Origin of the sequence: Qipengyuania sp. YIM B01966, assembly GCF_016461955.1 — a bacterium.
Lineage (GTDB): Bacteria > Pseudomonadota > Alphaproteobacteria > Sphingomonadales > Sphingomonadaceae > QFOP01.
The window spans coordinates 355,684-375,772 of record NZ_JADMNM010000002.1 but is presented as its reverse complement, the minus strand read 5'-3'; the positions used below and the strand labels follow the sequence as shown (position 1 = coordinate 375,772).

Below are 20,089 nucleotides of genomic sequence, written 5' to 3'. Positions count from 1 at the left end.
TCATAGAACCGCCGCCAAATTGTAACATCGGCATGACCATGCTGGCGCTGAAGCCGGAGGCCTTGCGACTCGTGCCGATCTATCGATTTCGTCTGTCGAAGGATAATTCCCCGCGGCAAGCCGCGCAGCTCGACCTCGATGACGAGTTGATGGCGCGCAGCGTGGCGAAATTTGTTGGGCGCCAGCTTGCCTCGCGCGACCTGCAATGGGGCGCGCTGGTGGTCGATCAGAACATCGTGGTCGAGGATGCCGACGGGCGCTGCGTCCATTCGCAGCCGTTGGAAAGCGCGATCGCGCTGCGCTGAACGGGCCGTCCACCGGCTCGCAGTCCACAGGTGGGCATGATGCGCCCATTGCGGCGCGCCCGCCCGCTACCCATATTCCGCGCTAAGAAAGGCAGACGGCGGCGCATGAAGCGGCAGCCGCTGCCGCGATTGGACGGAAATTTCATGGACCAGACCTACCCCCTGTTGCCGCTGCGCGACATCGTCGTCTTTCCCGGCATGGTCGTGCCGCTGTTTGTCGGCCGCGACAAATCGGTCGCCGCGCTCGAAGCCGCGATGGCGGGCGACAAGGACATCTTCCTGCTCGCCCAGCGCGATCCGGGCACCGACGATCCTGTGGCGGCTGACCTGTTCGAGATGGGCGTGATCGCGCAAGTGCTGCAATTGCTCAAGCTGCCCGACGGCACCGTGCGCGTGCTGGTCGAGGGCAACACGCGGGCGCGGCTTGCCGGGCTGAGCGAGGCGGACGGCTTTGTTTCCGCTGCGGTCGAACGGATCGCGCCTGCCACCACCTCGGGCACCGAGGTTACCGCAATGATGCGGCAGGTGGTCGAACAATTCGGCGATTATGCCAAGCACAACAAGCGCCTCGCCGAAGGCGCGGGCGAGGATCTGGGCGAGATCGACGATGCCGGCACGCTGGCCGACACGATTGCCGCAGCGCTCGGTGCGAAGGTGGCCGACAAGCAGGCGCTGCTGGCCGAAAGCGATCCGCTCAAGCGGCTCGAACTTGTGCTCTCGCTGATGGATAGCGAGCTGTCGGTGCTGCAGGTCGAACGCAAGATCCGCGGCCGGGTGAAGCGGCAGATGGAGAAGACCCAGCGCGAATATTACCTCAACGAACAGTTGAAGGCGATCCAGTCCGAACTGGGCGGCGAGGACGACGATGCCGACGAGATCGCCGAGCTGCAGGCCAAAATCGACACGCTCAAGCTGTCGAAGGAAGCGCGCAGCAAGGCGCAAGGCGAGCTGAAGAAGCTCAAGGCGATGCAGCCGATGAGCGCCGAGGCGACGGTCATCCGCAATTACCTCGACGTGCTGCTGGGCCTGCCGTGGGGCAAGAAGAGCAAGGTCAAGCGCGATATCGCGCGCGCGCAGAACGTGCTCGACGCGGATCATTATGCGCTCGAAAAGGTCAAGGACCGGATCATCGAATATCTCGCCGTGCAGGCGCGGACCAACAAGCTGAAGGGGCCGATCCTGTGCCTCGTCGGCCCGCCGGGCGTCGGCAAAACCAGTCTCGGCAAATCGATCGCCAAGGCGACCGGGCGCGAATTCGTCCGTCAGTCGCTCGGCGGGGTGCGCGACGAGGCGGAAATCCGCGGCCACCGGCGGACCTATATCGGCAGCCTGCCGGGCAAGATCGTCACCAATCTGCGCAAGGCCGGGACCAGCAACCCGCTGTTCCTGCTCGACGAGATCGACAAGCTCGGCCAGGATTTCCGCGGCGATCCGGCCTCGGCGCTGCTCGAGGTGCTGGATCCTGAACAGAACCACAAGTTCCAGGACCATTATCTCGAGATCGACCTCGACCTGTCGGACGTGATGTTCGTTTGCACCGCGAACAGCCTCAATCTGCCGCAGCCACTGCTCGACCGGATGGAGATCATCCGGCTCGAAGGCTATACCGAGGACGAAAAGGTCGAGATCGCCGAGCGGCATCTGGTGCCCAAGGTCGTGCGCGACCACGGGCTGACCGATGGCGAGTTCACGCTGACGCAGGAAGGCCTGCGCGACCTGATCCGCTATTACACCCGCGAGGCGGGCGTTCGTACGCTGGAGCGGGAGATCGCGCGGCTGGCGCGCAAGAGCCTGCGCCGCATCCTGGAAAACAAGGACCAGGCGGTCACTATCACGCCCGACAATCTCGGCGAGTTTGCCGGAGTGCGCAAGTTCAAGCACGGCGTGTCCGAAGCCGAGGCGCAGGTGGGCGCGGTGACGGGCCTCGCCTGGACCGAGGTGGGCGGCGAATTGCTGACCATCGAAAGCGTGACCACGCCGGGCAAGGGGGAGGTCAAGACCACCGGCAAGCTGGGCGAGGTCATGAACGAGAGCGTCGCCGCGGCGTTCAGCTTCGTCAAGGCACGGGCACCGGCCTATGGCATCAAGCCGAGCCTGTTTCAGCGCCGGAACGTCCACATCCACCTGCCCGAGGGCGCGGTGCCCAAGGACGGGCCGAGCGCGGGCATCGGGATGGTCACTTCGATCGTCTCGACGCTGAGCGGCATCCCGGTGCGCCCGGATGTGGCGATGACCGGCGAGGTCACCCTGCGCGGGCGGGTTCTGGCGATCGGCGGCTTGAAGGAAAAGCTGCTGGCGGCCTTGCGTGGCGGGATTACCACCGTGCTGATCCCGGAAGAAAACGTGAAGGACCTGGCCGAAATCCCCGCCAATATTCGAGAGGGGCTGGAGATTGTTCCGGTGTCGCATGTCGACGAGGTGCTCGAGCGCGCGCTGACATCGGTTCCGGCAGCGATCGAATGGACTGAGGCTGACGATCTGGCGAGCCAGCCGCCGCATCCTGCGCTGGCCGGCGGCAGCGCCGCGCCCACCGCGCATTAAGCGTGCTGCAGTGCAGCGACTCGACGAGCGGCTGACGTAGGGTAAAATTGCTTATGTGAGAGTTGTGACGGCCGGGCTCGGCCGCCCGGTCGTCACTCTGCTCCAAAAACGGACAGATCAAGTGCAAACCACGGTTTGGCACGGCAAATTGCTTTGACAGCGGGGGCAAAAGCCGGTCAATTCGCCGCCCGTTGCGGGTCGCTTCGAGCAGCCCCGCTCAGCCAACAGCCACGGGGGATTTTTTCCGAGATGAACAAGAACGACCTGATCAGCGCGGTCGCTGAAAATAGCGGCCTGTCACGCAATGATGCCGCGGGCGCCGTGGAGGGTGTGTTTGACGCTATCACGCAGGCGCTTACCCGGGGTGACGAGGTGCGGCTGGTCGGGTTCGGCACGTTCTCGGTAGCCAAGCGCAAGGCCTCGACCGGGCGCAATCCGCGCACTGGCGAGCCGATGAAGATCAAGGCGTCGAACCAGCCCAAGTTCAAGGCCGGCAAGGGGCTCAAGGATTCGGTCAACTGACCGTTCGCCACGTATAGCGATCTGGCGGGCCGCCCGGAATGGGCGGCCCGTTTCGCGTTCAGGGCCGGCAATCCTCGATTACGCGGGTGATTTCCGGCCAGCTCGGCAGATACAGCGTTTGGAGGCCCGCCACCTCGACTGCAAACCGGCCGCGCGAGAACGCGATGGCATCGAGCAGCGGATCGCGCGCCGGCAGCGCGGCGACCACCATCGGCACGGAGCCGGCCTGCGGCTGGGCGCTCAGGCTGGCATTGCGCGCTTCAGTGTAAATGCGCATCTGCACCGCGCCGGGTGCCTCGGCCGCGCGGCCGAGCGACACGGTGCCGCGACCCAGATCGCAGGCCAGCATCACCCGGACCGCGCCACCAGGGTCGTTGAACAGAGCGGTGCTCTGGCCATTCAGGATCCGATGGTGCCAGTCGCCCGGGGTTTGTGGCGCATCGATCCAGTTCGCCGGTGCGGTAATCGGCGAAGCGGTCGGTGCAGGCGCTGGGCGGGGGGTGGTGACCGGCGCGGTCGCGGGCGCGGGCGCCGATGCCTGTTGCACGCAGCCAGCGGCGAGAAGGGCCAGCAGCGCGGCCAGCGGAAACGCAAGATTTCTGTTCATGCATACCACAATGCACGGTAACGCGCCGCATTCCAATGGCTGCCAAACGTCGCCTCGATCAGTTGCTGGCCGACCGCGGCCTTGCCGAAAGCCGTACCCGGGCACAGGCCCTGATCATGGCCGGCCTCGTCTATGAGGGCGAAACCCGCCTGACCAAGCCGGGCCAGCAGGTGGCAGAAGACGCGGTGCTGGATGTGCGCGGGCGCGACCATCCGTGGGTTTCGCGCGGCGGGGTGAAGCTGGCTCATGCGCTCGACGCGTTCGGGCTCGATCCCGCAGGCGTCACGGCGATGGATGTCGGCAGTTCGACCGGCGGCTTTACCGACGTGCTGCTGACGCGCGGCGCGGCGCACGTCGTCGCGGTCGATTCGGGCACTAACCAGCTCGCCTGGAAATTGCGGCAGGATGCGCGTGTGACGGTGCTGGAACAGACCAGCGCGCGCGTGCTGACGCCGGAGCTGATCGGCCGGCCCTATGGCTGGGTGGTGTGCGATGCCTCGTTCACTGCGCTGGCGAAAGTGCTCGAAGTGCCGCTGGCGCTGGTCACGCAGCCGGCGACGCTGGTGGCGCTGATCAAGCCGCAATTCGAGGTTGGCCGTGACGAGGTCGGCAAAGGCGGGGTAGTGCGCGATCCGGCCTTGCACCGACGCGTGTGCGACGAGACAGCCGCCTGGCTGACCGGCGCGGGTTGGGATGTGCTGGGAATCGAGACCAGCCCGATCACCGGCCCGGAAGGCAATGTCGAATTCCTCATCGCCGCGCGTCGCAACGAGGGACAGGCCTGATGGCGGCATTGATGCGACGCCTGCGTGCGCTTATGCACCCCTCGCAGCTTTGATCGGAGCGCCCATGTCCCGCCTCGCCACCAAACAGCAATTGCGCGGCAGCCTCACCCGCTGGATGCTGGTCGCCGTGCCTGCCATTGCGCTGCTGGGCTTCCTGTCGGGTCAGTTATCGGGTTCGGGGGCCGACAATCCGTGGTTCGCCGCGCTTACCAAGCCGGCGTTGTTTCCGCCGCCGATCGCCTTCCCGATCGTCTGGACCGCGCTTTACATCCTGATGGGCGTGGCGCTGGCGCTGGTGCTGGCTGCGCGCGGGGCGCGCTGGCGGCGCTGGGCGCTCGTCGCTTTTGCCGTGCAGTTCGCGCTCAACCTTGCCTGGTCGCCGATATTCTTTGGCGCGGGCGAGATGCGGATGGCGCTCGGGGTGATCGTGGCCATGGTCGTCGCGACCATTGTCACCATCGTTTTGTTCCGCCGCGTGCGCCCGCTGGCCGCATGGTTGATGGTGCCCTATCTGGCGTGGATCTTGTTCGCCTCGGTGCTCAACTGGCAGTTCATTGCGGCCAATCCGGGAGCAGACGGCAAGCAGGTGGTCGCGGCCCAGCAGCGCGTGACGTTCTGAGCGGTTGACGCGGGCCACCCGGCAGCCCACATCGCACTTCATGCAGTCAGAAAATCCGATCATCGCCGATTTCGTTCGCCTGGCGAACAGCGCCGCCGGCACGCTGGCCGGCATGACCCGCGAGGCCCGTGACAGCGCGCGCGAGCGGATGCGCGAGGCAATGGGCGGGCTCGATTTCGTCAGCCGCGAGGAATTCGACGCGGTCAAGGACATGGCCGCCCGCGCGCGCGAGGAGAACGAGAAGCTCGCCGAGCGTATCGCTGCGCTCGAGGCGCGGGTGAGCACCGCCACACCCTAAACCGCGCTCAGGCGCTGGCGCCGCCATGCAGATTGACAGCCCGGCGGTCGTGCTCGCCACCCGGCAGCACGGCGAAACTGCGCTGATTGCGCGCGTGCTGACGCGCCAATACGGGATGATGGCGGGCTATGTCGCGGGCGGGCGCGGACGGCGGCTGCGCCCGGTGGTCATTCCGGGCAATCTGGTAGCGGCGCATTTTGCCGCCCGCTCGGATACGCAATTGCCGTTCCTGACGCTCGAACTGGTCGAAAGCCGCGGGCCGTGGCTGGGCGAGCCGCTTGCCGCCGCTGCGCTCGGCTGGACCACCGCGCTCACCGCCAGCGCGCTGCCGGAACGCGGCCCCTATCCCCCGATTTACGACGCGCTCGTCGCGGTCCTTGCCGCGATCTGCCACGCCCCTTCCGCGCGCGGCTGGCTCCGCGGCCTGGTGGCCTATGAGGCCTTGTTGCTGCGCGAGTTGGGCTATGGCGGTGCCGAGCCGGCCGCCGGGGTAGACGGGCTTGAGCCGCTGCTGGAATTATTTGCCGCCCAGGGCCCGCGCATTGCCCGTCATCTGCTTGCCGATAACCGGCGCGATGTTATGGCCGCCCGCGCCATGCTGGCAGAGCGATTGGGGCGGATGACACAATGAAACTGGCGATTTTTCCCGGCGACGGGGTCGGGCCCGAAGTCACCGCGCAGGCGCGCCGGGTGCTCGAACGGATTGACCTGCCGGGCTTGACGATTTTCGAAGGCGATGTCGGCGCGGCTGCCTTCCGCCGCCAAGGCCATCCCCTGCCGGCCGAAACGATTGCGATGGCACAGGCCGCCGATGCGGTGCTGTTCGGCGCGGTCGGCGATCCCGAATGCGACCGGCTCGAGCGCAGCCTGCGCCCCGAGCAGGCGATCCTGGGCCTGCGCCAGGAACTGGGCCTGTTCGCCAATCTGCGCCCGGCGAGCGTGTTTGCCGGCCTTGAAGACCTGTCGGCGCTGCGCCCCGAGATTGCCCGCAGCATCGACCTGTTGATCGTGCGCGAACTGGGCGGCGACGTCTATTTCGGCGCGAAGGGCATCGACAAGCGCGCCGATGGCGAGCGCGAGGGCTGGGACCGCATGGCCTATTCCGAACACGAGGTCCGCCGGATCGCCCATGTCGCCTTCCGCGCCGCCTCCGGGCGCAATCGGCGGCTGACGAGCGTGGACAAGGCCAATGTGCTCGAAACCAGCCAGCTATGGCGCGAAGTGATGATCGAGGTCGCCGGCGAATATCCCGATGTCGCGCTCGATCATCTCTATGTCGATAACGCCGCGATGCAGCTGGTGCGCGCGCCGGGCCAGTTCGACGTGATCGTCACCGGCAATCTGTTCGGAGATATCCTGTCAGATCAGGCCAGCGCCTGTGTCGGTTCGATCGGGCTTTTGCCCAGCGCCGCTTTGGGCGAGCGGCAGACCGCGCATGGCACTTTCGGCCTGTACGAGCCGATCCACGGCAGCGCGCCCGACATTGCCGGCACCGGCAAGGCCAATCCGCTGGCGGCGATCCTCTCGGCCGCGATGCTGGTGCGCCATTCGTTCAGCCGGGAGAGCGAGGCCGCGCGGATCGAGCGGGCCGTGGCGGGCACGCTCGCCGCAGGATTGCGCGGCGCCGACCTGGGCGGTCACGACGGGACGCAGGCAGTTGGCGATGCGGTGCTTGCCCGCTTATGACGCTGCGTCTCGCCATCGTCTTGCCCACGCTCGACGAACGCGACAACATCGCCCCGCTGGTAGAGCGTATTGCCGCCGCGCTCGGGTCGAGCGGGTGGGAGGTGCTGTTTGTTGATGACGACAGCCCCGACGGCACCGCCGATGCCGCGCGCGCGCTGGCGCTGACCGATCCGCGTGTGCGGGTGATCCAGCGGATCGGCCGGCGCGGGCTGGCCTCGGCCGCGATCGAGGGGATGCTGGCAACTGCGGCGCCCTATGTCGCGGTGATGGATGCCGACCATCAGCACGATCCCGCGCTGCTGCCGGCGATGCTGGAGCCGGTCGCGTCGGGCGCGGCGGATATCGCGGTCGCCTCGCGCTTTGCCCCCGGCGGCAGCGCGGCAGGGCTGTCGAGCGCCTCGCGCGAGCAGGGATCGCGCATTGCCAATGGGCTCGCCCGGCGGCTGACCGGGGTGGAGCTGGCCGACCCGATGAGCGGGTTCTTCCTGCTGCCCACGGCCACGGCCCGTCAACTAGCGCCGAGCCTATCCGGGATCGGTTTCAAGATCCTGCTCGATCTGCTGGCCACCGCACCCTCGCCGTTACGGGTAATTGAGGTGCCTATGCAATTTGCCCAGCGGCGCAGCGGGGCGAGCAAGCTCGACCGGGCCGTGGCGCTCGATTTCCTCGTTGGCCTTTACGACAAGACACTCGGCCGCATCATCCCGACCCGTTTTGCGCTGTTCGGCACGGTCGGCGCGGCCGGGGTGCTGGTGCACATGGCGGTACTCGCGGCGCTGTATCCGGGTGCGACGAAACTGTTCTGGCAGGCACAAAGTGTCGCCACGATCGGCGCGATGACCTTCAATTTCTGGCTCAACAACTGGCTGACCTATCGCGACCGGCGGCTCAGCGGCTGGCGCGCGCTGCTGCGCGGCTGGCTGGGCTTCTGCCTGACTTGTCTGGTGGGCGCGTTCGCCAATGTCGCTGCGGCAAGTTGGCTGCAGGCGCGGGGCGTCGATTGGCGCCTCGCCGCGCTGGCCGGGATTGCGCTCGGCTCGGTGTGGAACTTCGCATTGTCGAGCCGGTTTGTCTGGGGCCGTTATCGCTAGTCAGCGCCACCCGTCGAGCAGCATCCAGCGTGTGAACGCCTGATCGCCGCCCGCCAGCGGGGCGCCTGAGACGATCGGATAAAACCACGCGAAGCTGGCGATGGCGGCCAGCGGCAGGGCGAGCGCCGCAGCACGTCGGCCGCTCTGCCACAACGCATCGAGCGCCATTGCCAGCGCCGCGACCAGAAAGCACGATGGCAGGAAATAATGATAATAGAACTGGATCGGCTTGGCCGCGACAATCCACATGCCCAGCGACACGGCGAACAGAATCGCCACGGCCAAAGCTGCCCACCGGCGCCGCATCACGCCTTGCCAGGCGCACCAGATCAGCGCCAGCAGGCCCGGCCACATGATGACGGGATTGCCCACCAGGAGGACGCCCCGCTGTGCGCCGTCCACCGGTTCATAGAGATACCAGATCGCCCGCGTATCGAGCAGCCATTGCAGCCAGGTGCTCTGATAGGGATGCGGTTGAGTAACGCTCTTTTGCAGCGCGAGCATTTGGTGATGAAGGCCGATCAGGTCCTGCTGTGGCGGCTGAGCAAGCATGGCATAGGCAGGCACGTAGCATCCTGCATAGACCCCAAGCGGGACCAGACCGAGCCATAGCGCCGCTTCGACCAGCGATATCCCCGGCACCGGCGCGCCCCTGCGGCTGGTGAGCAGCCGACTTCGTCCGGCCAGCGCGCGCGCCGCGAGGAACGCGGCGCCTGGCAACAAGGCCAGCGGCACCGCATTCCATTTCGCCGCCATGCAAAGCCCGATGAACACGCCGCCTGCAGCCAGGCGCCAGCGTCCATGTTCAGGCTCGCGCACTGCCGCTGCCAACTGCCACAGCGCGGTCAGCAGGAACGCCACCATGAATATATCGAGCATCGCAATCCGCGCGTGAACGAAGAGCGGGATCGCGCATACCAGCATCACGCCCCCGACCAGCGTGGCGAACCGGCTGCCAGTGGCAAACCACATGGCGCGGCTAAACGCGAAAAGGGCCAGCGTTCCCGCCAGCGCCGACATGATCCGCCAGCCCAGCGGCGTTTCACCCAGCCCGGCAATGCCGAGCGCGATCAGCTGTTTGCCAAGCGGCGGGTGCTCGGGATTGAGATACTGGCCCGCGGCATCCAAATATTGGCGGGCCGCGGGCAGATAATGAATCTCGTCGAAATAGGGCTTGGTCGGAATGCCAAGGCCCACCAGGCAAAGCGCCAGAAACGCGCCGCAGAGCAGCGCGGTCCAGCCCGCCGGATCGGTGGTGCGACGGGCCGACGTCATGCGCCCGATTAGCCACATCGCGATGGGGCGACAAGCGCGCCGACTGCAAAAAATGCGCAGGTTTAGGGAACCTTGGTGCATCTGAGGAATATATAGCGGGACTTAAGGGCCTTCGTGCCAGCCTTACAAAGGATGTTGAAATGTTGAAGAAGGTCGTACTCGGGATGTCTGCCGCCGCGCTGACGTTGTCGCCGGTTGTCGCACAGGCCGCGCCCGCCTCGGCGCCGATCAGCGGCGAGTCGGACATGGCGAGCGAAGCGCGCTTCGGTCCGGCGCTCGTCATCATTGCGCTGGCGGCGGCTGGTATGCTCGCGCTTATCCTGACGGATGACGACGAGGATTCGATTAGCGCCTAAGCGCATCGGTTGATCGATGAACGAATTGGAGGGCGCCGCATCAGCGGTGCCCTTTTTCGTGGCGCGCCCGGAAAACCGTTTGGTCTTGGCGCGCCGGGTCCGGCCGCCTAAGCCGGCGCCATGAAGAAGACTACCGCGACCGATCGGAACGTAACGCGTCGCTGGCGCACCGCAACGCGCAGTGTGCGCGGCGGCGCCTGGCGCAGCGAGCATGGCGAAACCAGCGAGGCGCTGTTTCTCAGTTCGGGTTACACCTATGACAGCGCTGCAGAAGTAGCCGCGCGATTTGCCGGCGAGGCCGACGGCATGACCTATTCGCGGCTGCAAAACCCGACCGTGGCAATGTTGGAAGAGCGGATCGCCCTGCTCGAAGGGGCCGAGGCATGCCGCGCTCAGGCCAGCGGCATGGCCGCGATGACCGCGGCGTTGCTATGCCAGCTCTCTTCGGGCGATCACCTGGTTGCAGCGCGCGCGGCCTTTGGCTCGTGCCGCTGGTTGGTCGACAGTCTTCTTCCCCGTTTCGGGATCGACACGACCGTGGTCGACGGGACCGACCTTGCCGCGTGGGAGGCGGCGATCCGGCCCAACACGAAAGTCTTCTTTTTCGAAACTCCAGCCAACCCGACGCTCGAGCTGGTCGACCTCGCGGCGGTGTGCGGCCTTGCGCGTCAGCATGGCATCATCTCGGTGGTCGACAACGCCTTTGCAACCTCGGTCCTGCAACGCCCGCTCGAATTCGGGGCGGATGTCGTCGCCTATAGCGCGACCAAGCTGATGGATGGGCAGGGCCGCGTGCTCGCTGGCGCGGTGTGCGGTTCGCAGCAGTTCATCAACGAGGTGTTGCTGCCGTTCCAGCGCAATACCGGGCCGACCCTCTCGCCGTTCAATGCGTGGGTGGTGCTGAAGGGGCTCGAAACGCTGCCGCTTCGCGCGAAGGCGCAGAGCGAGGTCGCGCTTTCGGTGGGGAAGGCGATCGAGCCGCGCATAGCTGCGGCCGGCGGGCGGGTGCTGCACCCGGGCCTCCCCAGTCACCCGCAATTCGCACTGGCGCAGAGACAGATGGATGCTTGCGGTCCGATCTTCTCGGTGATCCTGCCGGGTGGACGGTCGCAGGCCCATGCCTTCCTCGATGCGCTCGAAATCGTCGATATCTCGAACAATATCGGCGATGCGCGCAGCCTGGCCTGTCATCCCGCCAGCACCACGCATGCCGGGCTCAGCGCCGAGGTGCGCGAGGATATGGGCGTGGTTGAGGGAATGGTGCGGATCAATATCGGTCTCGAGGATGTGGCCGATCTGGTCGAGGATTTCGATCGCGCGCTCTCTGCGGCAGGCGTCTAAAACGATGAAGGAACTGTTCCAGCACGCCGCGATGACCGAAGGGGTGACCGTTCGCGTGGCGGTCAATTACCTGGCCGAACAGTCGCGCCCTGACCTTGGCCGCTGGTTCTGGGCCTATCACATTCGCATAGAGAACGGTTCCGACGAACCATTGACGCTGCGCCGCCGCCATTGGCGCATCACTGATGGCAGGGGCGAGGTCAACCGCGTCGAAGGCGATGGCGTTGTCGGTGAACAGCCCACGCTGCGGCCAGGCGCCAGCCACGATTATGTCTCCGGCTGCCCGCTCACCACGCCCACCGGTTCGATGGAAGGCAGCTATACATTCGAACGCGCGGATGGCTCGGCGCTGGCCGTGCGGATCCCGTTTTTTCCGTTGGCCGCGCCTGCTGTCGCCGGCTAGGGATTGCCTGCGATGAAGCGTACCCATCTTCCGCTTAATGCGCTGCGCGTATTCGACGCCGCCGCACGTCATCTCAGCTTCACCCGCGCGGCAGACGAACTGGCGGTAACCCCGGCTGCGGTCGGCCAGCAGATCCGCGCGCTCGAGGACCACCTCGGCACCGTTCTGTTCCGCCGCACCAGCAAGGGTCTCGAGCTGACCAAGGAAGGGGCGGCCGGGCTGGAGCCGCTGCGCGAAGGCTTCCTCAAGTTCGAGGAGAGTGTGCAGGCGATGCAGGCCGGCCAGGCATCGGATCGTTATACGATCGCCTGCCCGCGCGAATTCTACGCGCAGTGGCTGGCTCCGCGGCTGGCAGAGTTCAGCAAGGGCCAATCGCATATCCGCTTCGAACTGGTGGCTGACGAACACGCCGATTTTACCGAAGCCAATCTCGATCTCGCCATCCGTCTGGTCGATGGACCGGGTGACCTGGAAGGGGTCGAACTGGCGCCCGCGCTGCGTGTCGTCGTCGGCGCACCGAATGGCGGGAAGGGCTGGATCGACTGGCCCGGCGCGCCGCTGCCCGAAGGGGCCGAGGTAGCGGTGAAGGTCGGCAATGCCGGGCAGGCGCTGTCTTCAGCCATTGCCGGTATGGGCCGTGCGGCGCTTCCTTTCCTGCTTGCGGAAGACGCGATACGGGACGGTCGGCTTAGCGCGCTGGAAGGCCCCGCACCGGGCCGCCGTGCCTATTGGATGGTCGCGCCGCTGCCGCAATGGCGGCAGAAGAAAGTCCGTGCGCTCGTCGGTCATCTCGTCGCGGCGCGTTAACGGAATCGAAAGCGGCCGGGTTAAACCGATCTTCAGCTTTAGAGCGCATCCCCGCTTCGCAATAACGCGGGGGCGCACGCAATGGGTCGCACATTCTTGCAGCGGTTGGCCGCCGATCGGGGCGGCAATACGCTCGCCATCTTTGCTGCATCGCTGGTGCCGCTGACCCTGCTGGTCGGCAGCGGTCTTGATCTCGGCGTACGCTATATGGCGCAGGCCAAGCTGCAGAATGCCTGCGATGCCGGGGTCTTGGCCGGCCGCCAAATTATGCGCGGCAACGAATGGAGCACAGCTGCCGAGAATGAAGCCGAGCGGTTTTTCGGCTTCAATTTCCCGCAAGGCACGCATGGGGCGACCGGCGTCGATTTCCAGGTCGAGCCCAATCCGGACGATCCGGCAGAAATTCTCGGCCGGGTCGAGGGCGAGGTGCCGACCTCGATCATGCGGCTGGCAGGGTATGACAGCCTGTCGATCGCCGCAGAATGTGATGCCAAGCGCGATCTGGGTCACAATGACGTGATGCTGGTGCTCGACGTGACCGGCTCGATGCGCGATGCGCCCTCGAGCGGGGGCGGTACCAAGATCGGCCGCCTGCGGACCGGCGCTGCGGGGCTCTACCGGGCCTTAGCAGAAGATGCGAACGGCTCGATCACCCGCTTTGGCATCATGCCGTACTCGCAAACGGTCAATGTCGGCCGCTCGCTGCAAAACCGCGATATCCTGATCAACCAGGAGTATGTCGACGAGCAATGTTCGTGGCGCGGGTGCACTTACGGCAGGAAGATTGTGCATATCAGCCGCTCGACTTGGGGTAATGGACGCGGCGGCAATGAAGAAGGCAACCGCCAGGGTTTCCGCACCAGCGGCAACGCCTGCATCGAGGAACGGCCAACGATCGGCAACGATGCCAGTCCGATCCGTATCGAATCCGAAGTCAGCCGGGCCGATATCGATGCGATGCCGCGCAATGGCAGCGACGAAGCGCGGCAATGGGGCCGCTATGACCCTGGCGTGCAGGAAGGCTCGGGCGGGAATGTCTGCCCGTCCGAAGCTACGCGGCTGCGGACCTATTCCTCCGAATCCTCGTTCACCACTGCGATCAATGCGGCGACCGCGCGGGTCAACGGCAACACCTATCACGATATGGGGATGATCTGGGGCGCGCGGTTCATTTCGCGCACCGGAATGTTCACGACGGACAATCCGACCGAACGGTCGAATGTGCCGGTCAACCAGCATATCGTGTTCATGACCGATGGCGAGATGATGCCCAACGATGGCATCTACTCGGCCCACTCGATTGAACGGTTCATGCGCCGCACGCAAGGGAGCGGCACCTCGCGGCAGCGCCACACGGAACGCTTCCTTTCTGCCTGCCAGGCCGCGCGCGCCATGGGCATAACCGTCTGGGTCATCGCGCTCGATGTCGGCAATACTGACGATATAGAAGGCTGCGCGACCAGCGCCGGACATTTCTTCACCAGCGATGGTTCTGACCTTGAAAGCGTGTTCGAGCGGATCGGACAGGGGATCGGCAATCTGAGGCTTACTCAGTGACCACGCGCGCGGTTCTTGGCCGGCTTGCTCGCGATTCACGCGGCGCGACGATTGTCGAATTCGCGCTGGTGCTGGCGCCAATGTGCCTGATCATCATTGGCGGAATGAACGTTGCGCATCAAAGCTATGTCAGGACGCTTCTTCAGGGTGCGCTGAACGAGGCTGCCCGCGACGCCGCGGTGCAGAACCCGCGGTTCGCGACCCCGGGCACGACGCTGGAGGACCGGATCGAGGCGCGCATTGGCCAGATCGTCGGCCCGACCATCCCCGGCGGTGCGATCACGGTGACCCAGCAGAGCTATTTCGATTTCAGCCAGATCGGAAATCCCGAACCCTTGATGCGCGATATCAACGAGAACGGACGGTTCGACCGGGCAGACGGTGATTGCTGGCAGGATACGAACGGCAATGGCGAGTTCGACACCGACGCTGGCGCTGCCGGGCGCGGCAATGCGAACGATGTCGTGTTTTACACCGCCACCGCTGCTGCCCCGCGGCTGTTTCCGGCTCACGCCTTCCTGCCGATCTCGCGCGAAATGCGGCTCGAGGCGCAGACGGCGGTGCGCAACCAGCCATACGGGACGCAGCCGACGCCGCCTGTCCTGTGCGGGGAGGGGTAGGGTGCAGCGCCTCAGGTTACTGGCACGGCGGTTGGGCGCAGATCGCGGCGGGGTCGCGATGATCGAGTTCGCACTAGCCGCGCCGCTGTTTCTGACGATCGTGCTGGCCGGGCTCGAACTCACCAACCTTGCTCTGGCGCATCTTCGCGTGAGCCAAGTGGCGATGACTGTGGCAGACAATGCCGGGCGCGTGACAGTGGGCATCGATGAAGCGCATATCCACGAGGTGTTTGCCGGCGCGCGTGTGGTTGCGAGCAATCTCGATTTTGAGGATAATGGCCGGGTCATCCTGTCCTCGCTCGAAGATAATGGCGAGACCGGCGGTAATCGGGGCCAGATGATCCGCTGGCAACGCTGCTGGGGCGCGCTCGACGCGCGGCCTGCCTATGGTAACGAGGGCGAAGGTCGCGGGAACGGCCGTCTCCGGCAGGGGATGGGCCGGGCAAACAACCGCATCGCGGCATCGCCGGGCACTGCGGTGATGTTCGTCGAGGCCAACTACCGCTACCAGCCGATCCTCAACTTCTGGTTCAATTCCGAACGGACCATCCGATATGAAACCGCCTTTAACGTGCGTTCGCGGCAAAATCAGGTCATCAGCAACACGCAAGACCTCGATGTCATGGAATGCGACTGAGCTTGACCGGCGGCCGATGAGCGCCTAAGGGCGCGCAATCTGCGGCGGGCCGGCTGGTCCCTGCAGTCAGATAGAGCTGAACATTGCCGGTCGGTCCCGGGGCCTCGCGCTGATGCGCCAGGTCTCTTTTCTATTGGAAGCGCAAGCTTCGGGGCAGCTGTCAAAGTAACCTGGCGACGAGGCCGGGTGGAGCGTTTCAGGCTCGCTTTGTCCGGTTATCGGACACGCGTGGCACTTGGTGCCGCGGCGTTGCGACCTGCCTCCTCCCGTACGGTGTCGCCATCACACGGTGAAGAGAGAACTCATGCCGACGATCAACCAGTTGGTCCGCAAGGGCCGTACGCCGCAGAAGGCCAAGAGCAAGGTCCCTGCGATGGAGCAGAACCCGCAGAAGCGCGGCGTTTGCACCCGCGTCTATACGACTACCCCGAAGAAGCCGAACTCGGCGCTCCGCAAGGTCGCCAAGATCCGCCTGACCAATCAGCGCGAAGTCATCTCCTATATCCCCGGCGAAGGGCACAACCTGCAGGAACACAGCGTCGTGCTGATCCGCGGCGGGCGTGTGCGCGACCTTCCAGGTGTGCGCTATCACGTGCTGCGCGGCGTGCTCGACACCCAGGGCGTCAAGGACCGCAAGCAGAGCCGTTCGAAGTACGGCGCCAAGCGGCCCAAGTAAGCTATTCCGCTCAAGGAGATTTGAGATGTCACGTCGTCGTCGTCCCGAGAAGCGGGAAATCCTGCCTGATCCGAAGTTCGGTGATCAGGTGTTGTCGAAGTTCATGAACAACCTCATGCTCGACGGGAAGAAATCGGTTGCCGAACGCATCGTGTACGGTGCGCTCGAAACCGTGGAATCGAAGGCCAAGGCCGATCCGATCCAGATGTTCCATGATGCGCTCAACAATGTGAAGCCGCAGGTGGAAGTGCGCAGTCGCCGCGTGGGCGGTGCGACCTATCAGGTGCCGGTCGAAGTGCGCCCGGAACGCGCCCAGGCGCTTGCAATCCGCTGGCTGATCACGGCCGCGCGCGGTCGCCCCGAGACCACCATGTCGGCGCGCCTGTCGGGTGAATTGCTGGACGCGGCGAACAATCGCGGCAATGCGGTCAAGAAGCGGGAAGACACGCACCGCATGGCCGATGCCAACCGCGCCTTCAGCCATTACCGCTGGTAACACGCCTTACTCCGTCGGGCTCTAGCGGGCCTGGCGGAGCAACCCCACGATCAAGGAATTCATCATGGCACGCAGCCATCCGATCGAACGCTATCGCAACTTCGGGATCATGGCGCATATCGACGCCGGCAAGACCACGACGACCGAGCGGATCCTCTATTATACCGGCAAGTCCTACAAGATTGGCGAGGTCCATGACGGCGCCGCCACGATGGACTGGATGGAACAGGAGCAGGAGCGCGGAATCACGATCACTTCGGCCGCGACCACGACGTTCTGGCGCGCCGAAGATGGCGAAGGCGAAGAACACCGCCTGAACATCATCGACACTCCCGGCCACGTCGACTTCACCATCGAAGTCGAACGCTCGCTGCGCGTGCTTGACGGGGCAGTGGCCGCGTTTGACGGTGTCGCCGGCGTCGAACCGCAGTCCGAAACCGTCTGGCGCCAGGCTGAGAAGTACGGCGTGCCGCGGATGTGCTATATCAACAAGCTCGACCGCACCGGCGCCGATTTCTACTATTGCGTGCAGACCATCATCGATCGCCTGGGCGCGGTTCCGGCGGTGCTTTACCTGCCGATCGGCACCGAAGGCGGGTTCAAGGGCCTGGTCGACCTCGTCAATGATCGTGCGATCATCTGGCAGGATGAAAGCCTGGGCGCCAAGTTCGACTATACCGAGATCCCGGCCGACATGGCCGACAAGGCGGCCGAATATCGCGAACGCCTGATCGAACTCGCCGTCGAGCAGGACGACGAGGTTATGGAAGCCTATCTCGAAGGCAATCTGCCTGACACAGCCACGCTCAAGCGGATGATCCGCAAGGGCACGCTGGCCGGCGCCTTCGTGCCGGTGATGTGCGGCTCGTCGTTCAAGAACAAGGGCGTGCAGCCGCTGCTCGACGCGGTGGTGGATTACCTGCCGAGCCCGGTGGACGTGCCCGCGATCAAGGGTGTCAAGCCCGGCACCGATGAGGAAGACAGCCGCCCGTCAAGCGATGAAGCACCGTTCAGCGCGCTCGCGTTCAAGATCATGAACGATCCGTTCGTGGGCAGCCTGACCTTTACCCGCATCTATTCGGGCAAGCTCGTCAAGGGCTCGTACCTCAACTCCGTCAAGGACAAGAAGGAGAAGATCGGCCGTATGCTGCTGATGCACTCCAACAACCGCGAAGACGTGGAAGAAGCCTTCGCAGGCGACATTGTCGCGCTGGCCGGTCTCAAGGAAACCACCACCGGCGATACGCTGTGCGATGCGGCCAATCCGATTATCCTCGAACGGATGGAATTCCCGGAACCCGTGATCGAACTGTCGGTCGAGCCCAAGACCAAGGCCGACCAGGAAAAGATGGGCGTTGCGCTTCATCGCCTCGCGGCGGAGGATCCGAGCTTCCGCGTCACCACCGACCACGAAAGCGGGCAGACGATCATCAAGGGGATGGGTGAGCTTCACCTCGACATTCTGGTCGATCGCATGAAGCGCGAATTCAAGGTCGAGGCCAATGTCGGCGCACCGCAGGTGGCCTATCGCGAATATCTCGCAAAGCCCGTGGATGTCGATTACACCCACAAGAAGCAGTCGGGCGGCTCGGGCCAGTTCGGCCGCGTCAAGGTCAAGGTCGAGCCGGGTGAGCGCGGCCAGGGTTTCATCTTCCAGGATGAAATTAAGGGCGGCAACATCCCCAAGGAATTCATTCCGGCCATCGAGAAGGGCCTGCGCGAGCAGGCCGAGAGCGGCTACCTCGTCGGGTTCCCGATCATCGACTTTACCGTGACGCTGTATGACGGTGCCTACCACGACGTCGACTCGAGCGCGATCGCGTTCGAAATCGCCGGCCGCGGGGCGATGCGCGAAGTTGCCCAGAAATCGGGCATCAAGCTGCTCGAGCCGATCATGAAGGTGGAAGTCGTCACCCCGGATGATTATCTGGGCGACGTGATCGGCGACCTCAACAGCCGTCGCGGCCAGATCCAGGGCACCGACACGCGCGGTAACGCGCAAGCGGTGGAAGCGATGGTCCCGCTGGCCAACATGTTCGGCTACGTCAACGAACTGCGCTCGTTCACACAAGGGCGCGCGCAGTACACGATGCAGTTTTCGCATTATGACGAAGTGCCGGCGAATGTGGCGCAAGAGGTCAAGGAAAAGCTGGCCTGACCCTTGCGAAAGCCGGGCCAAGGGGCTAGGGGCGGCGCCTGATTCAGCGGGTGCCGCCAACTGCCTGCGATGAATTCAATTTCAGACAGAGGTTATCAAGACAATGGCGAAGGAAAAATTCGAGCGGAACAAGCCGCACGTCAACATCGGCACCATCGGTCACGTCGACCATGGCAAGACCACGCTGACGGCCGCGATCACCAAGGTCATGGCGGAAGAAAATGGCGGCAGCGCCGTTGACTTCGCCAACATCGACAAGGCGCCGGAAGAGCGCGAGCGCGGCATCACCATTTCGACCGCGCACGTCGAATATGAAACCGCCAACCGTCACTATGCCCACGTCGACTGCCCGGGCCACGCCGACTATGTGAAGAACATGATCACCGGCGCAGCGCAGATGGACGGCGCGATTCTGGTGGTGAACGCCGCGGACGGTCCGATGCCGCAGACCCGCGAACACATCCTGCTCGCTCGCCAGGTCGGCGTGCCGGCGCTCGTCGTGTACATGAACAAGGTCGACCAGGTCGATGACGAGGAAATCCTCGAACTCGTCGAACTCGAAGTGCGCGAACTGCTCAGCTCGTACGATTTCCCGGGCGACGATATTCCGATCGTCAAGGGTTCGGCACTGGCCGCTCTTGAAGGCCGCGACGACAATATCGGCAAGAACTCGATCATCGAACTGATGAACGCAGTTGACGAAGCGATCCCGCAGCCGCCGCGTCCGACCGACAAGCCGTTCCTGATGCCGATCGAAGACGTGTTCTCGATTTCGGGCCGCGGTACCGTCGTTACCGGCCGTATCGAAACCGGCATCGTCAATGTCGGCGACGAAGTCGAAATCGTCGGCATTAAGGATACGCAGAAGACCACCGTCACCGGCGTTGAAATGTTCCGCAAGCTGCTCGACCGCGGCGAAGCGGGCGACAATGTCGGCGCGCTGATCCGCGGCATCGGCCGTGAGGATGTGGAGCGCGGCCAGGTGCTGGCCAAGCCCGGTTCGGTCAACCCGCACACCGAATTCAACGCCGAAGTCTACGTGCTGTCGAAGGATGAAGGTGGCCGTCACACGCCGTTCTTCGCCAACTACCGCCCGCAGTTCTACTTCCGCACCACCGACGTGACCGGTGAAGTGATCCTTCCCGAAGGCACCGAAATGGTCATGCCGGGCGACAACGTCACGATCGGCGTCAAGCTGATCGCGCCGATCGCGATGGACGAAGGCCTGCGCTTCGCGATCCGCGAAGGTGGCCGCACCGTCGGCTCGGGGGTTGTCAGCACGATCACGAAGTAATATAGGCCCGCGCAA

Annotated in this window: 22 protein-coding genes; 20 read left to right on the top strand and 2 right to left on the bottom strand. The window is 64.8% G+C overall.

Going from position 1 to position 20,089, the window contains the following annotated elements; all coding sequences use genetic code 11:
* The first annotated feature begins 32 nt into the window (after positions 1-32).
* From ILT46_RS04515 to ILT46_RS04505, 3 genes are all read left to right on the top strand, one after another.
* Positions 33-305, top strand: coding sequence for a hypothetical protein (locus ILT46_RS04515; protein ID WP_199503440.1), 273 nt, complete (start codon positions 33-35; stop codon positions 303-305).
* Positions 306-449: 144 nt separating this feature from the next.
* Entirely contained in the window at positions 450-2,846 is a 2,397-nt protein-coding gene (lon, locus tag ILT46_RS04510) for an endopeptidase La (RefSeq protein WP_199503439.1), read from the top strand.
* A 249-nt stretch (positions 2,847-3,095) separates the two neighbouring features.
* Positions 3,096-3,368 carry an HU family DNA-binding protein gene (locus ILT46_RS04505; RefSeq protein ID WP_199503438.1) on the top strand — a complete coding sequence of 91 codons (273 nt, stop codon included), beginning with the start codon at positions 3,096-3,098 and terminating at the stop codon, positions 3,366-3,368.
* 58 nt (positions 3,369-3,426) lie between these two features.
* Here ILT46_RS04505 and ILT46_RS04500 read toward each other — a convergent pair whose 3' ends face one another.
* On the bottom strand, positions 3,427-3,975 hold the full coding sequence (locus tag ILT46_RS04500; RefSeq protein WP_199503437.1) for a hypothetical protein: 549 nt from the start codon (positions 3,973-3,975) through the stop codon (positions 3,427-3,429).
* Between the two features lie 35 nt (positions 3,976-4,010).
* Here ILT46_RS04500 and ILT46_RS04495 point away from each other — a divergent pair, with 35 nt between their 5' ends.
* The 6 genes from ILT46_RS04495 (at position 4,011) to ILT46_RS04470 (ending at position 8,454) form a co-directional block, all read left to right on the top strand.
* The gene (locus ILT46_RS04495) at positions 4,011-4,760 is read left to right on the top strand and encodes a TlyA family RNA methyltransferase (protein WP_199503436.1); all 750 of its coding nucleotides are present in this window, start codon (positions 4,011-4,013) and stop codon (positions 4,758-4,760) included.
* Between the two features lie 64 nt (positions 4,761-4,824).
* Positions 4,825-5,379 (top strand): TspO/MBR family protein, encoded by a 555-nt coding sequence (locus ILT46_RS04490; RefSeq protein ID WP_199503435.1) that lies wholly within the window; start codon positions 4,825-4,827, stop codon positions 5,377-5,379.
* Positions 5,380-5,419: 40 nt separating this feature from the next.
* Positions 5,420-5,677: an accessory factor UbiK family protein gene (locus ILT46_RS04485; RefSeq protein WP_199503434.1), complete on the top strand. Its 258-nt coding sequence runs from the start codon at positions 5,420-5,422 to the stop codon at positions 5,675-5,677.
* A 25-nt stretch (positions 5,678-5,702) separates the two neighbouring features.
* Positions 5,703-6,308 (top strand): DNA repair protein RecO, encoded by a 606-nt coding sequence (gene recO / locus ILT46_RS04480; protein WP_199503433.1) that lies wholly within the window; start codon positions 5,703-5,705, stop codon positions 6,306-6,308.
* Positions 6,305-7,363, top strand: coding sequence for a 3-isopropylmalate dehydrogenase (gene leuB / locus ILT46_RS04475; RefSeq protein ID WP_199503432.1), 1,059 nt, complete (start codon positions 6,305-6,307; stop codon positions 7,361-7,363). The genes recO and leuB overlap by 4 nt, the downstream gene beginning before the upstream one ends.
* Positions 7,360-8,454, top strand: a complete 1,095-nt coding sequence (locus ILT46_RS04470; protein WP_199503431.1) for a glycosyltransferase family 2 protein — start codon at positions 7,360-7,362, stop codon at positions 8,452-8,454. The genes leuB and ILT46_RS04470 overlap by 4 nt, the downstream gene beginning before the upstream one ends.
* Here ILT46_RS04470 and ILT46_RS04465 read toward each other — a convergent pair whose 3' ends face one another.
* Positions 8,455-9,729, bottom strand: a complete 1,275-nt coding sequence (locus tag ILT46_RS04465) for a phospholipid carrier-dependent glycosyltransferase (protein ID WP_199503430.1) — start codon at positions 9,727-9,729, stop codon at positions 8,455-8,457.
* A 140-nt stretch (positions 9,730-9,869) separates the two neighbouring features.
* Here ILT46_RS04465 and ILT46_RS04460 point away from each other — a divergent pair, with 140 nt between their 5' ends.
* The 11 genes from ILT46_RS04460 (at position 9,870) to tuf (ending at position 20,074) form a co-directional block, all read left to right on the top strand.
* On the top strand, positions 9,870-10,085 hold the full coding sequence (locus tag ILT46_RS04460; protein WP_199503429.1) for a hypothetical protein: 216 nt from the start codon (positions 9,870-9,872) through the stop codon (positions 10,083-10,085).
* A gap of 120 nt (positions 10,086-10,205) precedes the next feature.
* Positions 10,206-11,426, top strand: a complete 1,221-nt coding sequence (locus ILT46_RS04455) for a trans-sulfuration enzyme family protein (RefSeq protein ID WP_199503428.1) — start codon at positions 10,206-10,208, stop codon at positions 11,424-11,426.
* 4 nt (positions 11,427-11,430) lie between these two features.
* The gene (apaG, locus tag ILT46_RS04450) at positions 11,431-11,829 is read left to right on the top strand and encodes a Co2+/Mg2+ efflux protein ApaG (RefSeq protein WP_199503427.1); all 399 of its coding nucleotides are present in this window, start codon (positions 11,431-11,433) and stop codon (positions 11,827-11,829) included.
* 12 nt (positions 11,830-11,841) lie between these two features.
* On the top strand, positions 11,842-12,636 hold the full coding sequence (locus tag ILT46_RS04445) for a LysR family transcriptional regulator (RefSeq protein WP_199503426.1): 795 nt from the start codon (positions 11,842-11,844) through the stop codon (positions 12,634-12,636).
* Between the two features lie 81 nt (positions 12,637-12,717).
* The gene (locus ILT46_RS04440) at positions 12,718-14,193 is read left to right on the top strand and encodes a Tad domain-containing protein (protein WP_199503425.1); all 1,476 of its coding nucleotides are present in this window, start codon (positions 12,718-12,720) and stop codon (positions 14,191-14,193) included.
* Positions 14,190-14,813, top strand: a complete 624-nt coding sequence (locus ILT46_RS04435) for a TadE/TadG family type IV pilus assembly protein (protein WP_199503424.1) — start codon at positions 14,190-14,192, stop codon at positions 14,811-14,813. Before ILT46_RS04440 ends, ILT46_RS04435 begins: the two co-directional genes overlap by 4 nt.
* A gap of 1 nt (position 14,814) precedes the next feature.
* Positions 14,815-15,450 carry a TadE/TadG family type IV pilus assembly protein gene (locus ILT46_RS04430; RefSeq protein WP_370592328.1) on the top strand — a complete coding sequence of 212 codons (636 nt, stop codon included), beginning with the start codon at positions 14,815-14,817 and terminating at the stop codon, positions 15,448-15,450.
* Between the two features lie 304 nt (positions 15,451-15,754).
* On the top strand, positions 15,755-16,126 hold the full coding sequence (gene rpsL, locus ILT46_RS04425) for a 30S ribosomal protein S12 (protein WP_165197470.1): 372 nt from the start codon (positions 15,755-15,757) through the stop codon (positions 16,124-16,126).
* 25 nt (positions 16,127-16,151) lie between these two features.
* Entirely contained in the window at positions 16,152-16,622 is a 471-nt protein-coding gene (gene rpsG / locus ILT46_RS04420; RefSeq protein WP_199503423.1) for a 30S ribosomal protein S7, read from the top strand.
* Between the two features lie 64 nt (positions 16,623-16,686).
* Complete coding sequence (gene fusA / locus ILT46_RS04415) at positions 16,687-18,780, top strand: elongation factor G (protein ID WP_199503422.1); 2,094 nt, start codon at positions 16,687-16,689, stop codon at positions 18,778-18,780.
* Positions 18,781-18,883: 103 nt separating this feature from the next.
* A complete protein-coding gene (tuf, locus tag ILT46_RS04410; RefSeq protein ID WP_199503421.1) occupies positions 18,884-20,074 on the top strand; it encodes an elongation factor Tu in 1,191 nt (396 codons plus the stop codon).
* The last annotated feature ends 15 nt before the right edge of the window (positions 20,075-20,089 follow it).

Bases quoted from the DNA above. Each gene is read 5' to 3' on its own strand.
- ILT46_RS04445 (WP_199503426.1), top strand. From the start codon at position 11,842: ATGAAGCGTACCCATCTTCCGCTTAATGCGCTGCGCGTATTCGACGCC.
- ILT46_RS04470 (WP_199503431.1), top strand. From the start codon at position 7,360: ATGACGCTGCGTCTCGCCATCGTCTTGCCCACGCTCGACGAACGCGAC.
- rpsL (WP_165197470.1), top strand. From the start codon at position 15,755: ATGCCGACGATCAACCAGTTGGTCCGCAAGGGCCGTACGCCGCAGAAG.
- tuf (WP_199503421.1), top strand. From the start codon at position 18,884: ATGGCGAAGGAAAAATTCGAGCGGAACAAGCCGCACGTCAACATCGGC.
- fusA (WP_199503422.1), top strand. From the start codon at position 16,687: ATGGCACGCAGCCATCCGATCGAACGCTATCGCAACTTCGGGATCATG.
- ILT46_RS04455 (WP_199503428.1), top strand. From the start codon at position 10,206: ATGAAGAAGACTACCGCGACCGATCGGAACGTAACGCGTCGCTGGCGC.
- ILT46_RS04460 (WP_199503429.1), top strand. From the start codon at position 9,870: ATGTTGAAGAAGGTCGTACTCGGGATGTCTGCCGCCGCGCTGACGTTG.
- ILT46_RS04515 (WP_199503440.1), top strand. From the start codon at position 33: ATGACCATGCTGGCGCTGAAGCCGGAGGCCTTGCGACTCGTGCCGATC.
- leuB (WP_199503432.1), top strand. From the start codon at position 6,305: ATGAAACTGGCGATTTTTCCCGGCGACGGGGTCGGGCCCGAAGTCACC.
- ILT46_RS04465 (WP_199503430.1), bottom strand. From the start codon at position 9,729: ATGACGTCGGCCCGTCGCACCACCGATCCGGCGGGCTGGACCGCGCTG.
- lon (WP_199503439.1), top strand. From the start codon at position 450: ATGGACCAGACCTACCCCCTGTTGCCGCTGCGCGACATCGTCGTCTTT.
- ILT46_RS04505 (WP_199503438.1), top strand. From the start codon at position 3,096: ATGAACAAGAACGACCTGATCAGCGCGGTCGCTGAAAATAGCGGCCTG.
- rpsG (WP_199503423.1), top strand. From the start codon at position 16,152: ATGTCACGTCGTCGTCGTCCCGAGAAGCGGGAAATCCTGCCTGATCCG.
- ILT46_RS04490 (WP_199503435.1), top strand. From the start codon at position 4,825: ATGTCCCGCCTCGCCACCAAACAGCAATTGCGCGGCAGCCTCACCCGC.
- ILT46_RS04500 (WP_199503437.1), bottom strand. From the start codon at position 3,975: ATGAACAGAAATCTTGCGTTTCCGCTGGCCGCGCTGCTGGCCCTTCTC.
- ILT46_RS04485 (WP_199503434.1), top strand. From the start codon at position 5,420: ATGCAGTCAGAAAATCCGATCATCGCCGATTTCGTTCGCCTGGCGAAC.
- ILT46_RS04440 (WP_199503425.1), top strand. From the start codon at position 12,718: ATGGGTCGCACATTCTTGCAGCGGTTGGCCGCCGATCGGGGCGGCAAT.
- ILT46_RS04495 (WP_199503436.1), top strand. From the start codon at position 4,011: ATGGCTGCCAAACGTCGCCTCGATCAGTTGCTGGCCGACCGCGGCCTT.
- apaG (WP_199503427.1), top strand. From the start codon at position 11,431: ATGAAGGAACTGTTCCAGCACGCCGCGATGACCGAAGGGGTGACCGTT.
- recO (WP_199503433.1), top strand. From the start codon at position 5,703: ATGCAGATTGACAGCCCGGCGGTCGTGCTCGCCACCCGGCAGCACGGC.